Raw genomic sequence first — 18934 nt, forward strand, 5'->3', positions numbered from 1 at the left:
CGGAAATTGCGAAGCACCGAGGTGCACTACCCATCTGCAACACTGTCGCGGCGGCGCCGATCGGCCGTCACGGTCTCATCGACAATCTCGGCCGACCGTCACGCCGACCGTCACGCACCAATCAGGGCCGGGTCGGACCCGGCTCGTCCTCGTCCTCGCCGGCCAGCTCGGCCAGCGCCTGCTCGAAATCCTTGGCCTCGCGGAAATTGCGATAGACCGAGGCGAACCGCACATAGGCAACGTCGTCGAGATCGCGCAGATGCGCCATCACGGTCTCGCCGATGGTCTCGGCCGTCACCTCGTTCTCGCCGATGCTCTCCAGCTCGCGGACGATGCGCGAGATGGTCTGCTCGACCCGGTCGGGATCGACGTTGCGCTTGCGCAACGCGATCTCGATGGAGCGGGCGAGCTTGTCGCGATCGAACGGCACCCGGCGGCCGTTGCGCTTGATCACCGTCAGCTCGCGCAGCTGCACCCGCTCGAAGGTGGTGAAGCGGAAGCCGCAGGCGAGGCACAGGCGGCGCCGGCGAATGGCCGACGAATCCTCGGTCGGACGCGAGTCCTTGACCTGGGTGTCGAGGCTGCCACAGCTCGGACAGCGCATGCCGCGTCCCTCGCCCTCGCCCTTCCCCCCGTGGCTCAGCCCTGGTAGATCGGGAAGCGATCCACCAGCCGCTTGACCTTCTCGCGCACCGCGCCCTCGACCAGCGCGTCCTCGTCGCTGTTCTTCTGCGACAGCACGTCGAGCACCTCGGAGATCATCTCGCCGACCTCCTTGAACTCGGCGACGCCGAAGCCCCGCGTGGTGCCGGCCGGCGTGCCGAGCCGGACGCCCGAGGTCACCATCGGCTTCTCGGGATCGAACGGAATGCCGTTCTTGTTGCAGGTGATGTGGGCGCGCCCGAGCGCCGCCTCGGCGACCTTGCCGGTCAGCCGCTTCGGCCGCAAGTCGACCAGCATCAGATGCGTGTCGGTGCCGCCCGACACGATGGCGAAGCCGCGCTGCTCCAGGGTCGCGGCCAGCGCCCGCGCGTTCTCCACGATCGCCTTGGCGTAGAGCTTGAACGACGGCCGCAGCGCCTCGCCGAACGCCACCGCCTTGGCGGCGATGACGTGCATCAACGGGCCGCCCTGGGTGCCCGGGAAGACCGCCGAGTTGAACTTCTTGGCGAGCGCCTCGTCGTTCGACAGGATGATGCCGCCGCGCGGCCCGCGCAGCGTCTTGTGGGTGGTGGTGGTAACGACGTGGGCGTGCGGGAACGGGCTCGGATGCGCACCACCGGCGACCAGGCCGGCGAAGTGCGCCATGTCGACCATCAGATAGGCCCCGACCTCGTCGGCGATCTCGCGGAAGGCGGGGAAGTCGAACACCCGCGGATAGGCGGAGCCGCCGGCGACGATCACCTTCGGCTTGTTGGCGCGGGCGAGCTGACGGACCTCGTCCATGTCGACGCGGTGATCGTCGGGCCGCACCGTGTAGGGCACCACCTTGAACCACTTGCCCGAGATGTTGACGGGCGAGCCGTGGGTAAGATGGCCGCCAGCCGACAAGTTGAGGCCCATGAAGGTGTCGCCCGGATTCATCAGGGCGAAGAACACCGCGTTGTTGGCCTGCGCGCCGGAGTGCGGCTGCACATTGGCGAAGTTGCAACCGAACAGGCGGGTGACCCGATCGATGGCGAGCCGCTCCACCACGTCGACGTGCTGGCAGCCGCCGTAATAGCGCTTGCCCGGCAGACCCTCGGCGTACTTGTTGGTCAGCACTGACCCCTGCGCCTCCATCACGGCGCGGCTGACATAGTTCTCGGAGGCGATCAGCTCGATCTCGTCACGCTGACGGCCCAGCTCGGCGCGGATCGCCTCGGCGATGTCGGGGTCGCTGTCGCGGACGTTGGCGGAAAAGAACGATTCGGCCTCGACCGAGGCCGCGTGGGTCACCGACATGATGGTCTCCTGGCGCCACGGGAACGAGCGCGGCGCCGTGCGTCAGGGTGGTCAGGGGTTTGGGCCGTCGCCTTAGCACATTGACCGACCACCGCCAAGCTATTGGGCCGGAGTGCGCCGGAGGGGCTCTATATCTTGGGTTTCGAAGGTGTTCCGGTCACGAGCGACACGCGCCTCGTGCGGGCGGCACAACCGCGGCGCGCCCCCCGGCTCCGGCCGGTCAGGCGCCGCCGGTCCCTCCTTCGCGGGCGAGACGGCGTTCGAGCTTCTGGGCGGCGAGGCGCTGGAGCGCCGCGCGGGGCGCCGTCGTCGGCCCCATGATCGTGACCTCGATGCCGGTCGCGGCGTCGATCGCCACCACGCGGACGGCGCCGCCGACCGCGGTCAGCTCGAACAGGATCTCGCGGGATGCCTCCCGGTCCGGCATCGGCCCCTCCCCGGCACGGCGCCTGCGCGCCGGCGCTCCGCGTCAGCCGCGGGCCCCGGCGGTGCTCGCGGCGAGCCCGTCGCGCGAGTAGATGTCATCACGGAACTGGACGACACCGTCGGGCGTCGCCCAGGCCGTCACATAGACCCAGTAGAGCGGCACTGCGGTCGCCAGCCGCGCATCCTTGCGCTCGCCCGACTTGATCACCGCGTCGATCTCGGCGCGCGACCAGCCGGGCGTGTCGGAGAGCAGCCAGACCACCAGCTCGCGCACGTTCTGGACCCGCATGCAGCCCGACGAGTGGAAGCGGAAGTCCTCCCCGAACATGGTCTTGGACGGGGTGTCGTGCATGTACACGCCGTGCTGGCTGGGAAAGTTGATGCGCATCGAGCCGAGCGAGTTGAAATCGCCCGGGTCCTGCTTGAAGCGATAGCCGACCGCCTCGTTCGAGTGCCAGTTGATCTGCCCGGGCGGCACCTCGTTGCCGCGCGCGTCGAACACGCGGATGCGGTTCTTGGTCAGATAGTCCGGCTCCTCCTGCATGCGCGGGATCAGATCCTTGCGCACGATCGACGCCGGCACGGTCCAGTACGGGTTGAAGTTAACCTCGACAATGCGGGTCTGGAGATCCGGCGAGGCCCGGTCCGGCTTGCCGGCCACCGCGACGTGGCGCGACACCACCACGCCGTTCTCGATGGCTTCGATCTGGGCGGCCGGGATGTTGGCGACCACCAGCTTGGTGCCGAGATTGTTGCTCAGCGTGCGTAGTCGCACCACGTTGATGCGGAGCTGGGCGAGGCGCACCTGGGCCGGAACGTTGAGGGCCTTGAGGGTCTGCCGGCGCACCACGCCGTCGACCGTGAGGCCGTGGCGCGCCTGGAACCGCCGCACCGCCGCCTCGACATAGGAATCGTAGACGTCGCCCGAGCCCGCCACCACGGCGTCGAGATCGCCCGAGATGGCGAGGCGCTGACGCAGCAGCGGCACCGCCGGATGGCGATTGCCGAGCCGCAGCCGCTCGACCGTCGGCACCTCGGGCCAGCCGCCGCGGCCGACGATCTCCTCGTAGCGCGGGATCACCTGCTCGGTGGTCTGGGCGGTCGACGGGTCGAGCGTCGGCAGCGTCGCCTTCGGCATCAGGATGGTGCGCGAGGCCGAATCGAAGCCCTGGCCGAAGTTGCGGCCCTGGCTCTGCTGCATGAGCTGCTCCAGCACCTCGTCCTCGGCGCGGGCGGAGCCGAGCGCCGCGATGGTTGCGACCGTGGCGGCGAGGCCGCGGACGACCGCTCGCCGATCCAGCCCCGGCCGATCGCCCCCGCCACGCTCCCGTGCTGACCTGCTCATTCCCTGCTCCGCCGGCGCGCGCCGCCCTGCGACGGCCCTGCCCGCCCGGGTCCACCGCCATGCCCCGGCGTTCATTCCGATGATGGGCCGCGAATCCGTCGCGGCGACCTGTCGCCGCGACGGTGCGTTAAGGGCGGCAACCGGCGAATTTATGTCAAGGCTCCCGTGGCGGCCGCGGTCGCACGCCCGTCGAGACCTCGCCAACCGCGCGAGTGATGCCGGGCGGCGGCACACATTGACGGTATCTAGGGGTGTTCCTAATCTCGCCGCCGTGAGACCGCGCGAGGCCGGCCGCTGTCGTCGCGGCCTGGTGCGTGCTCGCCCCCCGGAACCGCACTGGAGCCCCCATTCATGAAGATGACTGCCTTGGCCGCCGCGGCCCTCGTCTCGATGGCCGCCACGACGGCGTTCGCCCAGGGAAGCCGCCAGGACTTCACCCTCGTCAACCGCACCGGCTACGACATCAGCGAGGTCTACGTCTCCCCGAGCAAGGAGGACGATTGGGAGGAGGACATTCTCGGCGACGACAGCCTGTCCGACGGCGACAGCGCCCGCATCACGTTCAAGCGCGCCGGAAAGACCTGCCTATGGGATCTCAAGGTCGTCTACAGCGACGACGATTCCTCGGCGGTCTGGCACGACATCAACCTGTGCCAGGTCGCACGGGTCACCATTCGGTACAACAGCAAGACCGACACCACCTCGGCGACGTTCGATTAGAGCATTGTCCGGCGAAGCGGACACCGGTTCGCCGTCGAAAATGCGATCATGCAAGGACTTCTGGAGCGGAACACGATCCAGTTGGATCGGATTCCGCTCCAGGCTCGTCCCCGAACGTGAAAAAACCCCGGTCCGCGGACGGACCGGGGCAGATCGGATCGCACAGGAGACCCGGCGCGACGGTTCGGGCGATCAGAGCCGATAGAGGATCTGGTCGGTCCAGAACCGCTCCAGCCGGTGCAGCGCCTTGTTGAGGGTGGCGAACTCCTCGGCGTTGACGCCGCCCACCTGCTCCACCGTGCGGACGTGCTTCTGGTAGAGCGCCTCGATGATGTTGCGGATCTCGCGACCCTTGTCGGTCAGCTTGATGCGCACCGAGCGGCGGTCGACCCGCGACCGCTGGTGGTCGAGAAAGCCCATCTCCACCAGCTTCTTCAGGTTGTAGGAGACGTTCGAGCCGAGATAGTAGCCGCGGGTGCGCAGCTCGCCCGCGGTCAGCTCCTTGTCGCCGATATTGTAGAGCAGCAGCGCCTGCACCGAGTTGATGTCGGCGCGGCCACGGCGGTCGAACTCGTCCTTGATGACGTCGAGAAGCCGGCGGTGCAGCCGCTCGACGAGCGTCAGCGATTCGAGATAGAGCGGCCGGATGTGGTCGAAGCGGACATCCCTCTCGGCGGGTTCCGCCGGCCTTGCGACTGCTTTCATGACGACGCCTATTGGTTGTTTGTACGACGAGGCCCTGTTTTCCTCGCTCGCCCCCATTACTAGGCGACACGCTCTAAAATCGGTTTAAGCAACAGAATAAAGAACCAGTTTATTTTCCGCGGTAAACCAAAGACTAAGGATGGAATCCGGAGGGAGTTTTTTACGCCGGGTTTACCGCTTTTCGGCCGGGCTGGGGACGGGCTCGGCGAAATGCCACGCCCCCCACCCGCGCGGGTGGACGGACGGAGCGCCACGCGGCAGAGAACGACGCGGCGGATAACCACGCGGCAGAGAAGACGTCTCGCCCGCCCGGCAGGCCGCCGCCGGACGCCCGGCACCGGCCGCAAAGGTTGCGCGACGTAGTTTCGCAACCTGCTTTGGCGGGCCTGCTCCGGCCTCAGTTCACCCGCGTCCAGGTCTGGCCGCCGCAGAACATGCCGCCGAAGGCGCAGCCCTGCACCCGCATCGTGTCCGGCCCCTTCATGGCGAGGGTCGAGTCGTAGATGCCGCCGCCCCCGTTGCGGGTATCCTTGATGCGGCCCGACCAGGTGTTGCCGGACGGCTTCATGTCGATCAGTACCTTTTCGCCGTTGCGGCCCGTCTTGGCATCGACCGCGTAACCGCACAGGTTGGAGCCGCACGGCTCGACCCGCACCATGCCTTCCTTCTTCTCGGTCATCCACAGGCCGACCGGCCCGGTCGGGGCGGCGGCGGGCGCCGGTGCCGGAGACGGCGGCAGCGCGGCGACGCGCGGCTCGGGCGCCGGAGCGACCGCCGGCGGCGTGGTCGCCACGGGAGCCGGATCGCTGCGTCCGGCCGTCACCGGCGGCGGTGCCGGAGGCGGCGGCGGAACGAGGTCGGCGGTCGGCGCCGTCACCGGGGCGGGCGTCACGGCCGGGCCGGTGGTGGGTGCCGTCGGGGCGGGCGCAGGAGTCGGCGCAGGACGCGCCGTCTGCGGCTGCGACGGACGGTTGCGCCACTGCGGCGCCGGCACCTCGCCGGTCTCGGTGTCGCCCTTGTCGTCGCGGCCGATGCCGAGGCCGCCCGGCAGCTTGCCGCGGGCGATCCCTTCGAGGTCCTTCCAGCCGATCGCCGGCAGCGGATACTCCTTAGCGTCGCGGGCGCCGGGCTCACGCCAGGAGACCGAGCCGCACAGCCGGTCGCGGCAGCTCTCGTCGATGTCGATGCGGAGCGTGCCGCCCTCGACCGGGATGGAGACCGACCCGGCTTCGGCGGCGGTACCGAGCAGCGCGATGGCGGCCGCGAGCCCAAACGTCCTCAGCGGGATCGTGCGCAGGAAATCGGTACGCATGGGGTCCTCCCGTCCAGGGGGCCGTCCCGGCCCATCGTCGGGATGATCATGTCAGCCGATCCGTGCGGCAACCGTGAGGCGGGTCACACAACTGGACGCTGAACTCCGGGGACGCCCAGGGTGACGCCCTGCCCGGCCGGCGACCGGCCGGCTCAGAGACCGCTGGCCGGCTGGGTGGGCCGCGTCGCCTGTGCGGGGGGCTGGACCTGCTCGACGCCGACGCCGGCGCGGCCGACCAGCTCGGCCCAGTGCGGCAGGTCGATGTCGAGGAACGCCGCGAAGGCGTCGGCCGGGGCGCGCACCGGCTCGGCCCCGCTGGCCAGCAGGTTCTCCTTGAACAGCCGGGAGTCGATCGCCCGCTTCACCGCGTTGGCGAGCTCGCCCTGAATCTCGGTCGGGATGCCACGCGGCGCCATCAGGCCGAACCACAGGCCGACATCGATGCCGGTGACGCCGGCCTCGGCGAGCGTCGGGATCTGGGGCGCCGCCGGGCTGCGCCGCGCCCCGACGATCGCCAGGGTGAGGATGCGCCGCTCCGCCTGGAGCCCGGCCACCGTCGGCAGCGGCGCGAACAGCACCGAGAGGCGCCCGGCGACGAGATCCGCGGCCGCATCATGCGAGCCCGCGTAGGACACATGCACCATGTCGACGCCGGTGGTCGCCTTGAACAGCTCGGCGGCGATCTGCGGTCCGGTGCCGACACCGGCGCTGCCGTAGTGCAGCACGCCCGGCCGCGCCTTGGCGAGCGCGATCAGCTCCGCCACCGAAGACACGCCGAGGCTGCGATTGACCACGAGGACGACCGGCGACCGCCCCAGCATGGCGATCGGCGCGAACGCCTGCGGGAATGCGAAGGGCTGCTCGGGCAGGATCGCCGCATGGGCCGACTGGGCGTTGCCGGCGAGGAAGAGCGTGTAGCCGTCGGGCTCGGCGCGGGCCGCGACCGCGGCCGCGTCGTTGCTGGCGCCGCCGACGATGTTGTCGATCAGGAAGCGCTGATTGAAGTACTCGGTCAGCTTGTCGGCATAGATGCGGGCGAGGACGTCGCTGGCGGAGCCGGCCGGGAAGCCGACCACGATGCGAACCGGGCGGGTCGGATAGATCTGGGCTTCACACTCCGTCACGACCGCGCCAACGAGGAGCGCGAGGGTGACCAGGACCATGGAGACCGCAGCCAAGGACCGGCGCAGCACGACTCCCTCCCGTGGCGGGCCCCTGCCTGGCAGGCCCCGCGGCGAGGCGCACGCCTCCGCCACGCATGTCCGGGGGTGAGAAGCAGACCCGCGAGAGGGCCTGCGACGTGCGGGAACGGCGCGTGTCGCCGTCTGGTGGTGAATCTAGTGGGTCCGCGAGAGTCTTGAATCGGGCGGATCACGTAGGGCGCATGCGTCCCGGCAGGCACTGACGCGCGTCCGTCGCCGGGCTCCGCGCTGGCTCCTTCACGGATCGTCAACCCGGACGTGCAGATCGAGTCGCGGGCCGCCGACCACGGCCGGCATGTCCCTCGGGTCCGCCCGCGGGCGGATGCCGGTCCCATCGCCACCCGAGCACCGGACAAAAGGAAAGCGGCCGGGAGGGCATTTCCCGGCCGCTCGTCACACTCCGCGGCAGCGTCGTGTGCCTTGCAAACGATAGGAGGGGCGGATCAGCCCCGGCGCTCGGCCGTCCAGGTGCCGGCGCAGGCGCCTCCGGCCCACTGGCCGGTGCCGCTCGCACCCGACAGGCGCCCCTGCCCGGTCGCGCTCTTGCCGCCGTAGCTCAGCCGGACCACCAGCTTGCCGTTGGGGGAGACCTTGCCGGAAATGTCGAACGACGTGCTGCCGGCATTGATCAGGCTGCCGTCGTCGTTGATGCGGATCGGATAGCGATAGGCGCGATCGCAGTCGCCCTTCTCGGTGACCACCACCACGCTCCAGGTGCCGTCGAAACTGGTCTTGGCAATGGCTGGTGCCGAGGCGGCGACGGCCGCTCCGATCGACACCACGGCGAGCGCCCCGACGGCGCAGCGGACGAACGCTGTCTTCATTTGTCGATGTCTCCCCTCGCGACGGTCGGGTGCGCAGCGTCGCGCATCATCGGTGAAGACCAGGTTTCGTTTCACCGACCACGCCCCCGCTCTGTCGACCCGATCAACCGTGAGGTTCAACGAAAGTTCCCTCTTTGGCTGCAATTTTAACGATTGGCGGCCCGGCCCCATGCCGGCGGGAGGGCCAGGGCGGTGAGCGCAGAGCGAGATCACGATCACGTGATCGTGATGGCGTGATCAGACGGCGGCGAGGCCGGCCAGGTCCAAGCTTCTGTCCCACAGGCGGGACGCCATCACACCATCACGCGCCGCCGCCGACGGCTCGGTGATGCGTCCACGCACCACATAGGCGCCGCTCGCCTCGGCAAAGGCCGGGTCGGTCGCCACCAGCACCGAGGTCTTGGCGCCTTCGGCGAGCGGCAGCGCGAACCGCTTGGCGATGCGGATGCCGAGCCCGTAGAGGCCGCCATTGTTGTCGCCGAAGCTGGTGGCGACGAAGCCCGGATGCAGGGCATTGACGGTGACGCCGGTGCCGGCCAGCCGGCGCGCCAGCTCGCGGGTGAACAGGATGTTGCACAGCTTGGAGCGCTGATAGACGGGCCAGCCGCCGTAACGACGACATGCCTGCAAGTCGTCGATGTCCAGCCGGGCGCCGCGATGCGCCTCCGACGCGACATTGACGATGCGGGCCGGCGCCGAGGCGATCAGCGTGTCGCGCAGGAGCAGGCTCAGCACCACATAGGCCATGTGATTGAGCGCGAAGGTGCGCTCCAGGCCGTCCGCGGTCTCCTCGCGGCGCGCGAACATGCCGCCGGCATTGTTGATCAGCACATCGATACGGGGAAGATCACGGCGCAGCGCGGCGGCGATCTCACGCAGGCCGTCGAGGCGAGAGAGATCCGCGACGCGGACCTCCGCCGAGACATCGGGCGCGATCCGGCGCAGCCGCAGGAGCGCCGCCTCGCCGCGCGCCCGATCGCGGCCGATCAGCACCAGCCGGGCGCCGCGGCCGGCGAGTGCCGCCGCGGTCTCCAGCCCGATGCCGCCGGTGCCGCCGGTGATCACCACGGTCTTGCCGGCCATGTCGCCCCGCACGGCGGCGGGGTCACCGGCCGACTCGGTGCGTCGCGCCGCGAGACTGTCGTCGGTCATCTCCCCCACCCCCGCGATCGACGGCGTCGCCGATCGCGGACCCGATCAGCGCCGTGCCGTCTTCCGGGCGCGCCGCGACGAGCCCATCAGGCCCTGCATGGAGCGCCAGTCGATGGCGCTCATCATCCCCATCATCGATCCCATGTCCATTCCACCCATTCCCATGCCGCCCATTCCCATGCCGCCCATTCCCATGCCGCCCATTCCCATGCCACCCATTCCCATCCCGCCCCCCATGCCGCCGAAGCTCGTGGTGCCGAATCCGCCACCTCCGAATCCGCCGCCGCCGAGCCCGCCAAATCCGCCTCCGCCCGAGTCCATCATGTTGGCCATCATCGGCCCGAAGGTCTGCATGAGCTGCGCATAGCGGCGCTTGCCCATGCGCTGCTTCATCATCTCCATCATGGGCGCCATCTGGGTCATCATCTGGTCCTGGCCGAAGCCGGCCATCTGGGCCTTGGCGGGCGCCGGCAGCGCGACGGTGAGAACCACCGCGGCGAGCATCGCGGTGCCGAGAACCGCGGCCGGCATCGTCGAGCGGGTCGCCATCGAGCAAGCTGTGATCGAGCAGGTCATGCGAAGTCCTCCTCGGACGGCGCGGGCCGTCGCGTGCGGCGTGATCCCTCCGGAGTCCCCTCCGACGATCGGTGACTCGGGCCGTCCGCCCGGTTCACCGGCGGCGGTCCCGCCGGGCGTTCGGACGGTACGCACGCACGGCGGACGGCCGGACCCGACTGTGCCTTAATGGTGCAATCCGGCGTCCGCACATTGCGGTGAGGAAAAACGCGAATCGGGCCGCCCGTCCGGGCCGGCACCGCACCGGGAGGGAGGATCGGCATGGACGTCGCACTCGGCGGTCTCGACGTGTTCACCCCCTATGGCGGCCTGCACGCCCTCTCAGTCCTGGCCTGTGGGTTGGCGATCGCCGCCGTGGTCCGGCTCGGTCGCCGCCTGCCGGCCGAGGCCGAGCGCCGGCTGCGGACCACCCTGGTGGTGTTCGCCGGCGCCGTCTGGGTGATCTACAACATCGCCTGGAACTGGAACGGCATCGACATCGCGGCCGGGCTGCCGCTGCATGTCTGCGACGTCGGCGGGCTCGTCGCGCCCCTCGCCCTGCTGACGCAACGTCGCTGGCTGCGGGCGACCCTGTATTTCTGGGCCTTCGCGCTGACCACCCAGGCATTCGTCCAGCCGACCCTGACCCACGGGCCGACCTCGATCCTGTTCTGGGGCTTCTGGCTCGCCCACACGATCATTCTGGGCTTCGCCGTCTACGACCTGGCGGTGCTCGGCTTCCGGCCCAACTGGGCGGATTTCCGCCGTGCGGCCGTCGTCACCCTCGCCTATGTGGCGGTGGTGTTCGTGGTGAATATCGGGCTCGGCTCGAACTACGCCTATGTGGGTAACCCAGCCGACCCGAAGCTGGTGCCGCTCTTCGTCGCCCTGCTGGGGCCGTGGCCGGCCCGAGTGCCGGTGATGGCGGCGCTCGCCGGCCTCGCCTTCGTGCTGGTGCTGCTGCCCTGGCGGCTGCGAGGAAAGCCGGTCCCGCCGGAGGCGGAGCCGGCGCGATGAGCCGCGGCGGCCCCCCATGTGGCCCCGGAAGTCCTTGGGTGATCGCATTTTCGACGGCGAACCGGATTTCACTTCGCCGGAAAATGCTCTAGGACACGGCCCTTCCCCAACCGAAGAGCCGCCGCCCGATGCAGACCCCGCCCTCCTCCGACGCGGCCACCGCCCCGTCGGCTCCGCGCAAAGTGAGCTTCGTGTCGCTCGGCTGCCCCAAGGCGCTGGTCGATTCCGAGCGCATCGTCACCCGGCTGCGGGCCGAGGGCTACGAGCTGACCCGCACCCACGCCGGCGCCGACCTGGTACTGGTCAACACCTGCGGGTTCCTCGACAGCGCCAAGGCGGAGTCGCTCGCCGCCATCGGCGAGGCGCTGGCCGAGAACGGCAAGGTGGTGGTGACCGGCTGCATGGGGGCGGAGCCGGAGGCGATCACCGAGAAGTTCCCGAACGTGCTCGCCGTCACCGGGCCGCAGCAGTACGAGAGCGTGATGGAGGCGGTGCATCGCGCCGTGCCGCCGCCGCACGACCCGTTTCTCGATCTGGTGCCGCCGCAGGGCGTGAAGCTGACGCCGCGTCACTACGCTTATCTGAAGATCTCGGAAGGCTGCAACAATCGCTGCACGTTCTGCATCATCCCGAAGCTGCGCGGCGATCTCGTCTCGCGCCCGGCCGCCGATGTGCTGCGCGAGGCCGAGAAGCTGGTCGCCGCCGGCGTCAAGGAGCTGCTCATCATCTCGCAGGACACCTCGGCCTACGGGGTCGACCTGAAATACGCTGCCAGCGTCTGGCGCGACCGCGAGGTGCGGGCGAAGTTCCTCGATCTCGCAGCGGCGCTCGGCGAGCTCGGCGCCTGGGTGCGGCTGCATTACGTCTATCCCTATCCGCATGTCGACGAGGTGATCCCGCTGATGGCGGAGGGCCGCGTGCTGCCCTATCTCGACATCCCGTTCCAGCACGGCGTGCCGAGCGTGCTCACCCGCATGCGGCGCCCGGCCGCGCAGGAGAAGACGCTTCAGCGCATCGCCCGCTGGCGCGAGATGTGCCCCGAGCTGACATTGCGCTCGACCTTCATCGTCGGCTTCCCGGGTGAGACCGAGGAGGAGTTTTCGGCGCTGCTCGACTGGCTCGACGAGGCGTCGCTCGATCGGGTCGGCTGCTTCAAGTACGAGCCCGTCAAGGGCGCCCCCGCCAACGATCTCGGCGACGCCGTGCCGGAGGACGTCAAGGAGGAGCGCTGGCACCGCTTCATGCAGCGCCAGCAGACCATCTCGGCACGCCGCCTGAAGCGCAAGATCGGCACCCGCCAGCAGGTGATCATCGACGAGGCGAGCCCGGGCTTCGCCAAGGGCCGCAGCAAGGCCGATGCGCCGGAGATCGATGGCGTCGTGCGCATCACGTCACGCCGGCCGCTGCGCGTCGGCGAGCTCGCCACCGTGAAGATCGACCGCGCCGGCGCCTATGATCTGCACGGCACCGCGGTCGGCTTCTGATCAGCTCGCGCCAGCCGCGTCACGCCCCGCATCGAGCGCCCGCAGCAGCGTCAGGATCGCCTGGTTGAACGGCACTGGAATGCCGTGGCGGGCCGCGGTGCGCACCACCGCGCCGGTGATGTGCTCGTGCTCCATCGGTCGCCCGGCGAGCCGGTCGTAGTACATCGAGGTGCCGGTCGTCGGATTGTAGCGGCGGTGCAGCGCCAGCGTCCGCTCGACGTCGCCGTCGTCGACCGCCGCGCCCTCGGCGCGAGCCACCGCCACCGCCTCGCGCAGCAGCGCGGCGCCGAGCTCGCGAATGTCCGGCTCCTGGAACACGCCGATGCGGCGCATCGTCAGGGTGGTGAGCGGGTTCGCGGCGACGTTGCTCAGCACCTTGCGCCACAGCGCCGTGAGAAAGTCCTGCTCCTGCGTCACGTCGATGCCGGTGCCCGCCATCAGGGCCGCGAAGGCGGCCCCTGCGGCGCCTGCCGGCACCGTCATCCGTCCCTCGGTGTGCAGCCGGATGCGGCCCGCCGCCAGGCGCTCGACGCCCGAGTAGATCAGCGCGGGCAGCACGGTGGCGTCGCCGACGAACGGCGCGACGCGCTCGGCGTGGCCGATGCCGTTCTGAACGACGACGACCGTCGAGTCCGGCCCCGCGAGCGCCCGCAGCCATGGGGCCGCCGACGCGGTGTCCTGCGCCTTGACGGCGACCAGCACCCACGGCACCGGCGCGAGCCCGTCCGGCCGCGCCACGATGGCGGCATCGATCACGGCGACCTCCTCGCCGCGCTCGACGATCAGGTGATCGAACGGCGTGCGGACGCATACCGTCACGTCGCGGCCGGCCCCGGCGAGATGCGCCGCCAGGAGCCCGCCGATGGCGCCGCCGCCGATCACGGCGACCCGCGTCGCTGCAACCGCGGCGGTCATGGCTCGCTCAGCACCGCGACGATCGCGTCGGTGAGGCGGGCGAGATCGTCGGCCTCGATGGTCAAGGCCGGCGTCAGATAGACGATGCGGCCGAACGGGCGGATGTAGACGCCCTGCTCGACGAAGCGCGCCTTGAGGGCCGCGATGTCGATGCGATCCAGCTCGACCACCCCGATGGCGCCGCGCACCCGCACATCGACGACGCCCGGCAGGCCGCGGCAAGACGCCAGCCCGGCGCCGAGCTGGGTCTCGATGGCGCGCACCTGATCGAGCCGCGGCTCGCGCGCGAACAGATCGATGGACGCGAGCGCCGCCGCGCAGGCGAGCGGATTGCCCATGTAGGTCGGTCCGTGCATCAGCGCATGCATCGGATCGTCCGACCAGAACGCACCGAAGACGCGCCGTGACGCGACCGTGGCGGCGAGCGGCAACGTGCCGCCGGTGAGCGCCTTGCCGACCGTGACGATATCGGGAACGACGTCGGCCGCCTCGCAGGCGAACAGCGTTCCGGTGCGCCCGAAGCCGACGAAGATCTCGTCGAAGATCAGGAGCACGTCGTGACGATCGGCGAGCCGGCGCAGGGTGCGCAGCACCTCGGCGTCGTGGAACAGCATGCCGCCGGCGCCCTGCACCAGCGGCTCGACCAGAATGCCGGCGATCTCGTCGGCGCGTGCCGCCAACAGCCGGTCGAGCGCCTCGGTGCGAGCCTCATCGACCGGCAGATCGACGATCAGATGCTCGGGCAGCAGCCCCCTGAACAGGCTGTGCATGCCCTCGTCGGGATCGCACACCGCCATGGTGCCGGTGGTGTCGCCGTGATAGCCGCCGCGGAAGGCGACGAAGCGCGTGCGACCACGGACGCCGCGGTTGATCCACGACTGCACCGCCATCTTCATCGCGACCTCGACGGCGACCGAGCCCGAGTCGGAGAAGAACACGTGATCGAGATCGCCCGGCAGTAGCGTCGCCAGCCGGGTCGCCAGGCGCGCGGCCGGCTCGTGCAGCAGGCCGCCGAGCATGACGTGCGGCATGGTGTCGAGCTGAGCCGCCACCGCGGCACGGATGTGCGGGTGATTGTAGCCGTGGCAGGCCGTCCACCACGAAGCGACGCCGTCCACCAGCTCGCGACCATCGGCGAGTAGGATGCGGCTGCCGCGTGTGCCGACCACCGGCAGCGGCGGCGCCGCAGTCTTCATCTGCGAATACGGGAGCCAGGCATGCGCTCGACCTTCGTCGTACCAGCCCGGCATTCCGTTCCCGATGGCGGCATGGTAGGACGCGGCCGTCGGACGCAGACTGATCTCCGCGGCCATTGCTTCGGCATGCCGCTGGTCGGCAGCATGCGAACCATGCATGGCGAAACCCCCGCCATCGTCGGTTGCTCTTGTCATCGCGTCCCGTCACCCTGACATCGGTCGGGCGGCAGATCGACCGTCCCGACCGGGGTCAAGTACCGCATCGCCCGGCGCGACGAAACCCGTCCGGGCGGAATGTCGCTTGCGACCGATTGTGGATCGATGGATTCGCTCGACGCTTTTGCCACTGCCAAGCTGGAGGCCCTCGCCGGGGCGAGCCTGCGCCGCGATCTCGTGCATACCGATCGTCACGCCGGTGTCGTGATCGAGCGCGGCGGTCGACGGCTGCTGTCGTTCTCCTGCAACGACTACCTCAACCTGACCCATCACCCGGCCGTGATCGCCGCCGCGCATGCCGCACTCGACCGCCATGGCGCCGGCTCCGGCGCCTCCCGCCTGGTGACCGGCAACCACCCGCTCTACACGGAGCTGGAGCAGCGCCTCGCCGCCCTCAAGGGCGCCGAAGCCTGCTGCGTGTTCGGCTCCGGCTATCTCGCCAACACCGGCATCATCCCGGCCCTGGTCGGGCCGGAGGACCTGATCGTCATCGACGCACTGGCGCACGCCTGCCTGTTCGCCGGCTCCCAGATGAGTCGGGCGCGACTGTGCGTGTTCCGACACAACGAGGTCGATCACGCCGAGGAGCTGCTGGCGCAGCATCGCGCCCGCTATCGGCACGCCCTGCTGGTCACCGACGGCGTCTTCTCGATGGACGGCGATCTCGCTCCGTTGCCGGCGCTCGGCCGTCTCGCCCGCGCCCACGACGCCTGGCTGATGGCCGACGACGCCCATGGCGTCGGTGTCATCGGCGGCGGCCGCGGCTCGACCCATGCGCATCCTGAGCCGGCCGACGTGCCGTTGCAGATGGGCACGCTGTCGAAGGCGATCGGCGGCTATGGCGGCTATCTGTGCGCCTCGCGCCCGGTGATCGAGCTGATGAAGAGCCGCGCCCGCACCCTGGTCTACTCGACCGGGCTGCCGCCCGCCGTGGTGGCGGGCGCGATCGCGGCCGTCGACCTGATCGCGAGCGACCCCGCCCTGTGCGCGGGTCCGCTCGCCAAGGCGCGATTGTTCACCCGGCGGGTCGGGCTCCCGGACCCCGAGAGCCCGATCGTGCCGGTGGTGGTCGGCGACACGGAGGCGGCGCTCGCCGCCTCGCGGATGCTCGCCGACGAAGGCTTCCTGGTGGTGGCGATCAGACCGCCCACCGTGCCGCCCGGGACGGCACGGTTGCGGCTGACCTTCACGCCGGCCCATCCGGACCAGGAGATCGAGCGGCTCGCCGACCTCGTCCGCGACCGCGTACCGAGGAACCCGTCATGACTGTCGTCTTCGTCAGCGCCACCGGCACCGAGGTGGGCAAGACGTTCGTGTCCCGTGGGCTGGTCCGTGCACTCAAAAGCCGCGGCCGTATCGTCGAGGTGCTGAAGCCGGTGCAGAGCGGCTTCGATCCCCGGGAGGCCGAAGGCAGCGATGCCGGCCTGCTGATCGCCGCCAATGGCGAGGAGCCGACCCTCGAGCGCATCGCGGCGGCGGCACCGTTCCGCTTCGAGGCCCCGCTCGCCCCGCATCTCGCGGCCCGCCGCGAGGGCAAGTCGATCGACGCCGCCGCGGTGGTCGCGTTCTGCCGGGAGCGCATCGCTCATCGCAAGGACGTCATGGTGATCGAGGGCGTCGGCGGCATCATGGCGCCGCTCGACGACAGCCGGACCGTGGTCGACCTGATCGTCGCGCTCGGCGTTCCGGTCGTGCTGGTGACGGGCTCGTATCTCGGCACGCTCAGCCACACGCTGACGGCGCTCGACGTGGCGCATCGCCGTGGCCTGACGATCGCGGCCGTGGTGGTGAGCCAGACGCCCGGCGGCACGGTCGCGCTGGACGAGACCCTCACCACCATGCAGACCTTCGCCAAGGGCGTGCCGGTGCTGGCGCTGCCGCGCCTGCCCGCCGAGGTCGGGCCGGAGCACGCGGTCTTCGACGAGCTGGCCGAGCTGGTCTGCCCGGCCGCGGCAGCCTGACCGACGGCAGCGCGCAGCCGAGAGCCGCGCGCCCTGCCCGCAGTCCACGCCGGCGGGTGGCGGAGACGGTCGTGACGTGATCCACTGCCCCGTCGACACGACGGGGCAGCCTGGTGGATCTCTCCTACACGCAGAACCTCGAAGACTATCACCTGTGGCTCGCCTTCGCGGGCCAGGCGACTGGCACCTACATCGACATCGGGGCCGGCCATCCGGTCGCCGACAATGTCTCGTTCTGGTTCTACGAGCGCGGCTGGCAGGGGCTGGTGGTCGAGCCGCAGGCCGACCTGCTAGCGCTGTACGAGCGGCTGCGCCCGCGCGACCGCCGCGTCTGCGCGCTCGTCGGCGCGCAGGACGGCGAGGCCGCGTTCCATCGGGTCGACCGCCTGCACGGATTCTCCACCACCGTCGCCGACCACGCCCGCCGGGCGGCGGCGTTCGGAGCGGCGGTGTCGGTGGAGCGTCGGCCGATGACGACGCTCGCGTCGCTGTGCGCGGCCGAGGGAATCACCGCGATCGATTTCCTCAAGATCGACGTGGAAGGTGGCGAGGCCGACGTGCTGGCCGGCAACGACTGGACCCGGCTGCGGCCGAAGGTGGTGCTGGTCGAGGCGGTGGCCCCGGTCACCGGGGAGCCGACGTGGGCCGACTGGGAGCCGGCGCTGATCGCCGCCGGCTATCGCTTCGCCCTGTTCGACACCCTCAACCGCTTTTATGTCGCCGAGGAGCATCCGGACGTGTTCGCGCGCCTGCCGCGCGAGCGGGCCGACTGGCACGCGGTCCGCCACATGTACGAGATCGGCCGCGCACCCGAGAACCCGGTGCATCCCGATCATGCGCTGGCGCGGACGCTCGCGCGCGGCTTCTTCGCCGCCCTGCCCTGGTTCGACGACGACGTGCTGTCCGCCATCCTGGCCCGCGGGCTCGCCGGCCGCTCCGACGCCGACGCGATCCTGGCCGCCATGCCCGACCGCGGCAGCGAGGCGTTCCGCTTCGCCCTCGGCCGCATCGCCTGCGGCTACGACGGCGGCCAGATCCACGACGACTGATCCTGTTTCCGGGTGATCGGTCCGCGGTCTTTCCGGGGCGCGGCGAAGCCGCGAACCCGGAACCCAGCGGCAAATTTCGAACTCTCGGTTGGATTCCGGATAGCCGCTTCGCGGCTTCCGGAATGACCACCCAATCGATCAGTCGGTTCGCGACTGAAGCGGACGCGCCTCACGCCACCAGCATGGTCTCGATCAGCCCTTCGGCATTGAGCCCCATGTGCAGCAGGATGGTCAGCGAGGTCGAGCCCGAGCGCCAGCGCAGCCAGCCGAACAGCACGCCGATCGTGAAGATCAGCGCGATGCCGAAGGCGTCGTACTGAACATGCAGCGCCGCGAACACGGCAGCCGTCGCCGCGATGGTGATGCGGGCGCTGCGCGGCGTCCGGGCGCAGCCGGCGAACAGGAAGCCACGGAACAAGAGCTCCTCGCCGATCGGCGCGACGATCACCAGGGCGATCAGCAGCGGCAGCACCATTCCCTGATCCACGGCGCTGCGCCACACCGCGATCTGCACGGGCGGCACGAGATCACGGCCGAGCGCGAGTGTGAGGACATTGGCGACGATCACCAGGGCGACCAGGCAGGCGGCGCCGAACACCAGGCTGCCGCGGCCCGGCCGATCGAGGCCGAGATAGCGGGCCGGCGGCGCCCGCCCCATGGCGAGCGCCAGCAGGACGGCCGTCTGCACCAGATTGGCGACCAGCACGGCCCACACCACCACGGTGGCGTCGGCCGGCAGGGCCAGCCGGCCGAGCCCTTCCTGCCCGAGCCCGGCCGAGACAGCCACCGCGGCGGCCGCCTGGCCGAGCCCGAAGGCGACGACCGCGAGCAGGATCGTCGCCAGCGGACCGAACGGCGGTCGCCAGGCCGGCCCGTCGGCGGATGCGATCGGGTCCACCGCCACGGCTCGC

The 18934-nt window shown here is 70.3% G+C and carries 19 protein-coding genes; 6 read left to right on the forward strand and 13 right to left on the reverse strand.

The window, feature by feature from the left end:
- Window positions 1–121: 121 nt before the first annotated feature.
- The 4 genes from nrdR to ACFQUV_RS21240 all read right to left on the reverse strand — a co-directional run bounded on the left by nrdR (window position 122) and on the right by ACFQUV_RS21240 (window position 3715).
- Window positions 122–604 carry a transcriptional regulator NrdR gene (gene nrdR, locus ACFQUV_RS21225; RefSeq protein ID WP_111383967.1) on the reverse strand — a complete coding sequence of 161 codons (483 nt, stop codon included), beginning with the start codon at window positions 602–604 and terminating at the stop codon, window positions 122–124.
- Between the two features lie 35 nt (window positions 605–639).
- Window positions 640–1944 (reverse strand): serine hydroxymethyltransferase, encoded by a 1305-nt coding sequence (glyA, locus tag ACFQUV_RS21230; protein WP_129609253.1) that lies wholly within the window; start codon window positions 1942–1944, stop codon window positions 640–642.
- A gap of 220 nt (window positions 1945–2164) precedes the next feature.
- Window positions 2165–2371 carry a DUF6898 family protein gene (locus ACFQUV_RS21235; RefSeq protein ID WP_129609254.1) on the reverse strand — a complete coding sequence of 69 codons (207 nt, stop codon included), beginning with the start codon at window positions 2369–2371 and terminating at the stop codon, window positions 2165–2167.
- 42 nt (window positions 2372–2413) lie between these two features.
- Window positions 2414–3715: a murein L,D-transpeptidase gene (locus ACFQUV_RS21240; protein WP_111383964.1), complete on the reverse strand. Its 1302-nt coding sequence runs from the start codon at window positions 3713–3715 to the stop codon at window positions 2414–2416.
- 351 nt (window positions 3716–4066) lie between these two features.
- Here ACFQUV_RS21240 and ACFQUV_RS21245 point away from each other — a divergent pair, with 351 nt between their 5' ends.
- Complete coding sequence (locus tag ACFQUV_RS21245) at window positions 4067–4435, forward strand: argininosuccinate lyase (protein WP_129609255.1); 369 nt, start codon at window positions 4067–4069, stop codon at window positions 4433–4435.
- A 192-nt stretch (window positions 4436–4627) separates the two neighbouring features.
- Here ACFQUV_RS21245 and ldtR read toward each other — a convergent pair whose 3' ends face one another.
- The 6 genes from ldtR to ACFQUV_RS21275 form a co-directional block, all read right to left on the reverse strand.
- Window positions 4628–5140 (reverse strand): transcriptional regulator LdtR, encoded by a 513-nt coding sequence (gene ldtR, locus ACFQUV_RS21250; RefSeq protein WP_111383962.1) that lies wholly within the window; start codon window positions 5138–5140, stop codon window positions 4628–4630.
- A gap of 397 nt (window positions 5141–5537) precedes the next feature.
- On the reverse strand, window positions 5538–6452 hold the full coding sequence (locus ACFQUV_RS21255; protein ID WP_129609256.1) for a DUF2147 domain-containing protein: 915 nt from the start codon (window positions 6450–6452) through the stop codon (window positions 5538–5540).
- 152 nt (window positions 6453–6604) lie between these two features.
- Window positions 6605–7645: a tripartite tricarboxylate transporter substrate binding protein gene (locus ACFQUV_RS21260; RefSeq protein WP_129609257.1), complete on the reverse strand. Its 1041-nt coding sequence runs from the start codon at window positions 7643–7645 to the stop codon at window positions 6605–6607.
- Between the two features lie 452 nt (window positions 7646–8097).
- On the reverse strand, window positions 8098–8478 hold the full coding sequence (locus tag ACFQUV_RS21265; RefSeq protein WP_129609258.1) for a hypothetical protein: 381 nt from the start codon (window positions 8476–8478) through the stop codon (window positions 8098–8100).
- 237 nt (window positions 8479–8715) lie between these two features.
- Window positions 8716–9630: an SDR family NAD(P)-dependent oxidoreductase gene (locus tag ACFQUV_RS21270; RefSeq protein WP_207211475.1), complete on the reverse strand. Its 915-nt coding sequence runs from the start codon at window positions 9628–9630 to the stop codon at window positions 8716–8718.
- A gap of 45 nt (window positions 9631–9675) precedes the next feature.
- Window positions 9676–10206: a hypothetical protein gene (locus ACFQUV_RS21275; protein ID WP_378395660.1), complete on the reverse strand. Its 531-nt coding sequence runs from the start codon at window positions 10204–10206 to the stop codon at window positions 9676–9678.
- A 261-nt stretch (window positions 10207–10467) separates the two neighbouring features.
- Here ACFQUV_RS21275 and ACFQUV_RS21280 point away from each other — a divergent pair, with 261 nt between their 5' ends.
- Together ACFQUV_RS21280 and rimO are read left to right on the forward strand one after the other, a co-directional pair.
- Window positions 10468–11202 carry a TIGR02206 family membrane protein gene (locus ACFQUV_RS21280; RefSeq protein WP_129609634.1) on the forward strand — a complete coding sequence of 245 codons (735 nt, stop codon included), beginning with the start codon at window positions 10468–10470 and terminating at the stop codon, window positions 11200–11202.
- A 128-nt stretch (window positions 11203–11330) separates the two neighbouring features.
- Complete coding sequence (rimO, locus tag ACFQUV_RS21285; protein ID WP_129609633.1) at window positions 11331–12686, forward strand: 30S ribosomal protein S12 methylthiotransferase RimO; 1356 nt, start codon at window positions 11331–11333, stop codon at window positions 12684–12686.
- Here the strand turns inward: rimO and ACFQUV_RS21290 are convergent, their stop codons facing one another.
- Together ACFQUV_RS21290 and ACFQUV_RS21295 are read right to left on the reverse strand one after the other, a co-directional pair.
- Entirely contained in the window at window positions 12687–13601 is a 915-nt protein-coding gene (locus ACFQUV_RS21290; protein WP_129609632.1) for a 2-dehydropantoate 2-reductase, read from the reverse strand.
- A complete protein-coding gene (locus tag ACFQUV_RS21295) occupies window positions 13598–14851 on the reverse strand; it encodes an adenosylmethionine--8-amino-7-oxononanoate transaminase (RefSeq protein WP_129609631.1) in 1254 nt (417 codons plus the stop codon). Before ACFQUV_RS21295 ends, ACFQUV_RS21290 begins: the two co-directional genes overlap by 4 nt.
- Window positions 14852–15118: 267 nt before the next feature.
- Between ACFQUV_RS21295 and bioF the strand changes: the two genes are divergently transcribed.
- The 3 genes from bioF (at window position 15119) to ACFQUV_RS21310 (ending at window position 18023) form a co-directional block, all read left to right on the forward strand.
- Window positions 15119–16279 carry an 8-amino-7-oxononanoate synthase gene (bioF, locus tag ACFQUV_RS21300; protein ID WP_129609630.1) on the forward strand — a complete coding sequence of 387 codons (1161 nt, stop codon included), beginning with the start codon at window positions 15119–15121 and terminating at the stop codon, window positions 16277–16279.
- The gene (gene bioD, locus ACFQUV_RS21305; RefSeq protein WP_129609629.1) at window positions 16276–16974 is read left to right on the forward strand and encodes a dethiobiotin synthase; all 699 of its coding nucleotides are present in this window, start codon (window positions 16276–16278) and stop codon (window positions 16972–16974) included. Before bioF ends, bioD begins: the two co-directional genes overlap by 4 nt.
- A 113-nt stretch (window positions 16975–17087) precedes the next feature.
- The gene (locus ACFQUV_RS21310; protein ID WP_165363985.1) at window positions 17088–18023 is read left to right on the forward strand and encodes an FkbM family methyltransferase; all 936 of its coding nucleotides are present in this window, start codon (window positions 17088–17090) and stop codon (window positions 18021–18023) included.
- Window positions 18024–18192: 169 nt separating this feature from the next.
- On the opposite strand, the gene ACFQUV_RS21315 is transcribed toward ACFQUV_RS21310, so the two are convergent.
- Window positions 18193–18921: a CPBP family intramembrane glutamic endopeptidase gene (locus ACFQUV_RS21315; protein ID WP_129609627.1), complete on the reverse strand. Its 729-nt coding sequence runs from the start codon at window positions 18919–18921 to the stop codon at window positions 18193–18195.
- Between the last annotated feature and the right edge of the window lie 13 nt (window positions 18922–18934).

It is taken from the genome of Rhodoplanes sp. P11, from assembly GCF_964266735.1.
Taxonomy (GTDB): Bacteria; Pseudomonadota; Alphaproteobacteria; order Rhizobiales; family Xanthobacteraceae; genus Rhodoplanes; species Rhodoplanes serenus.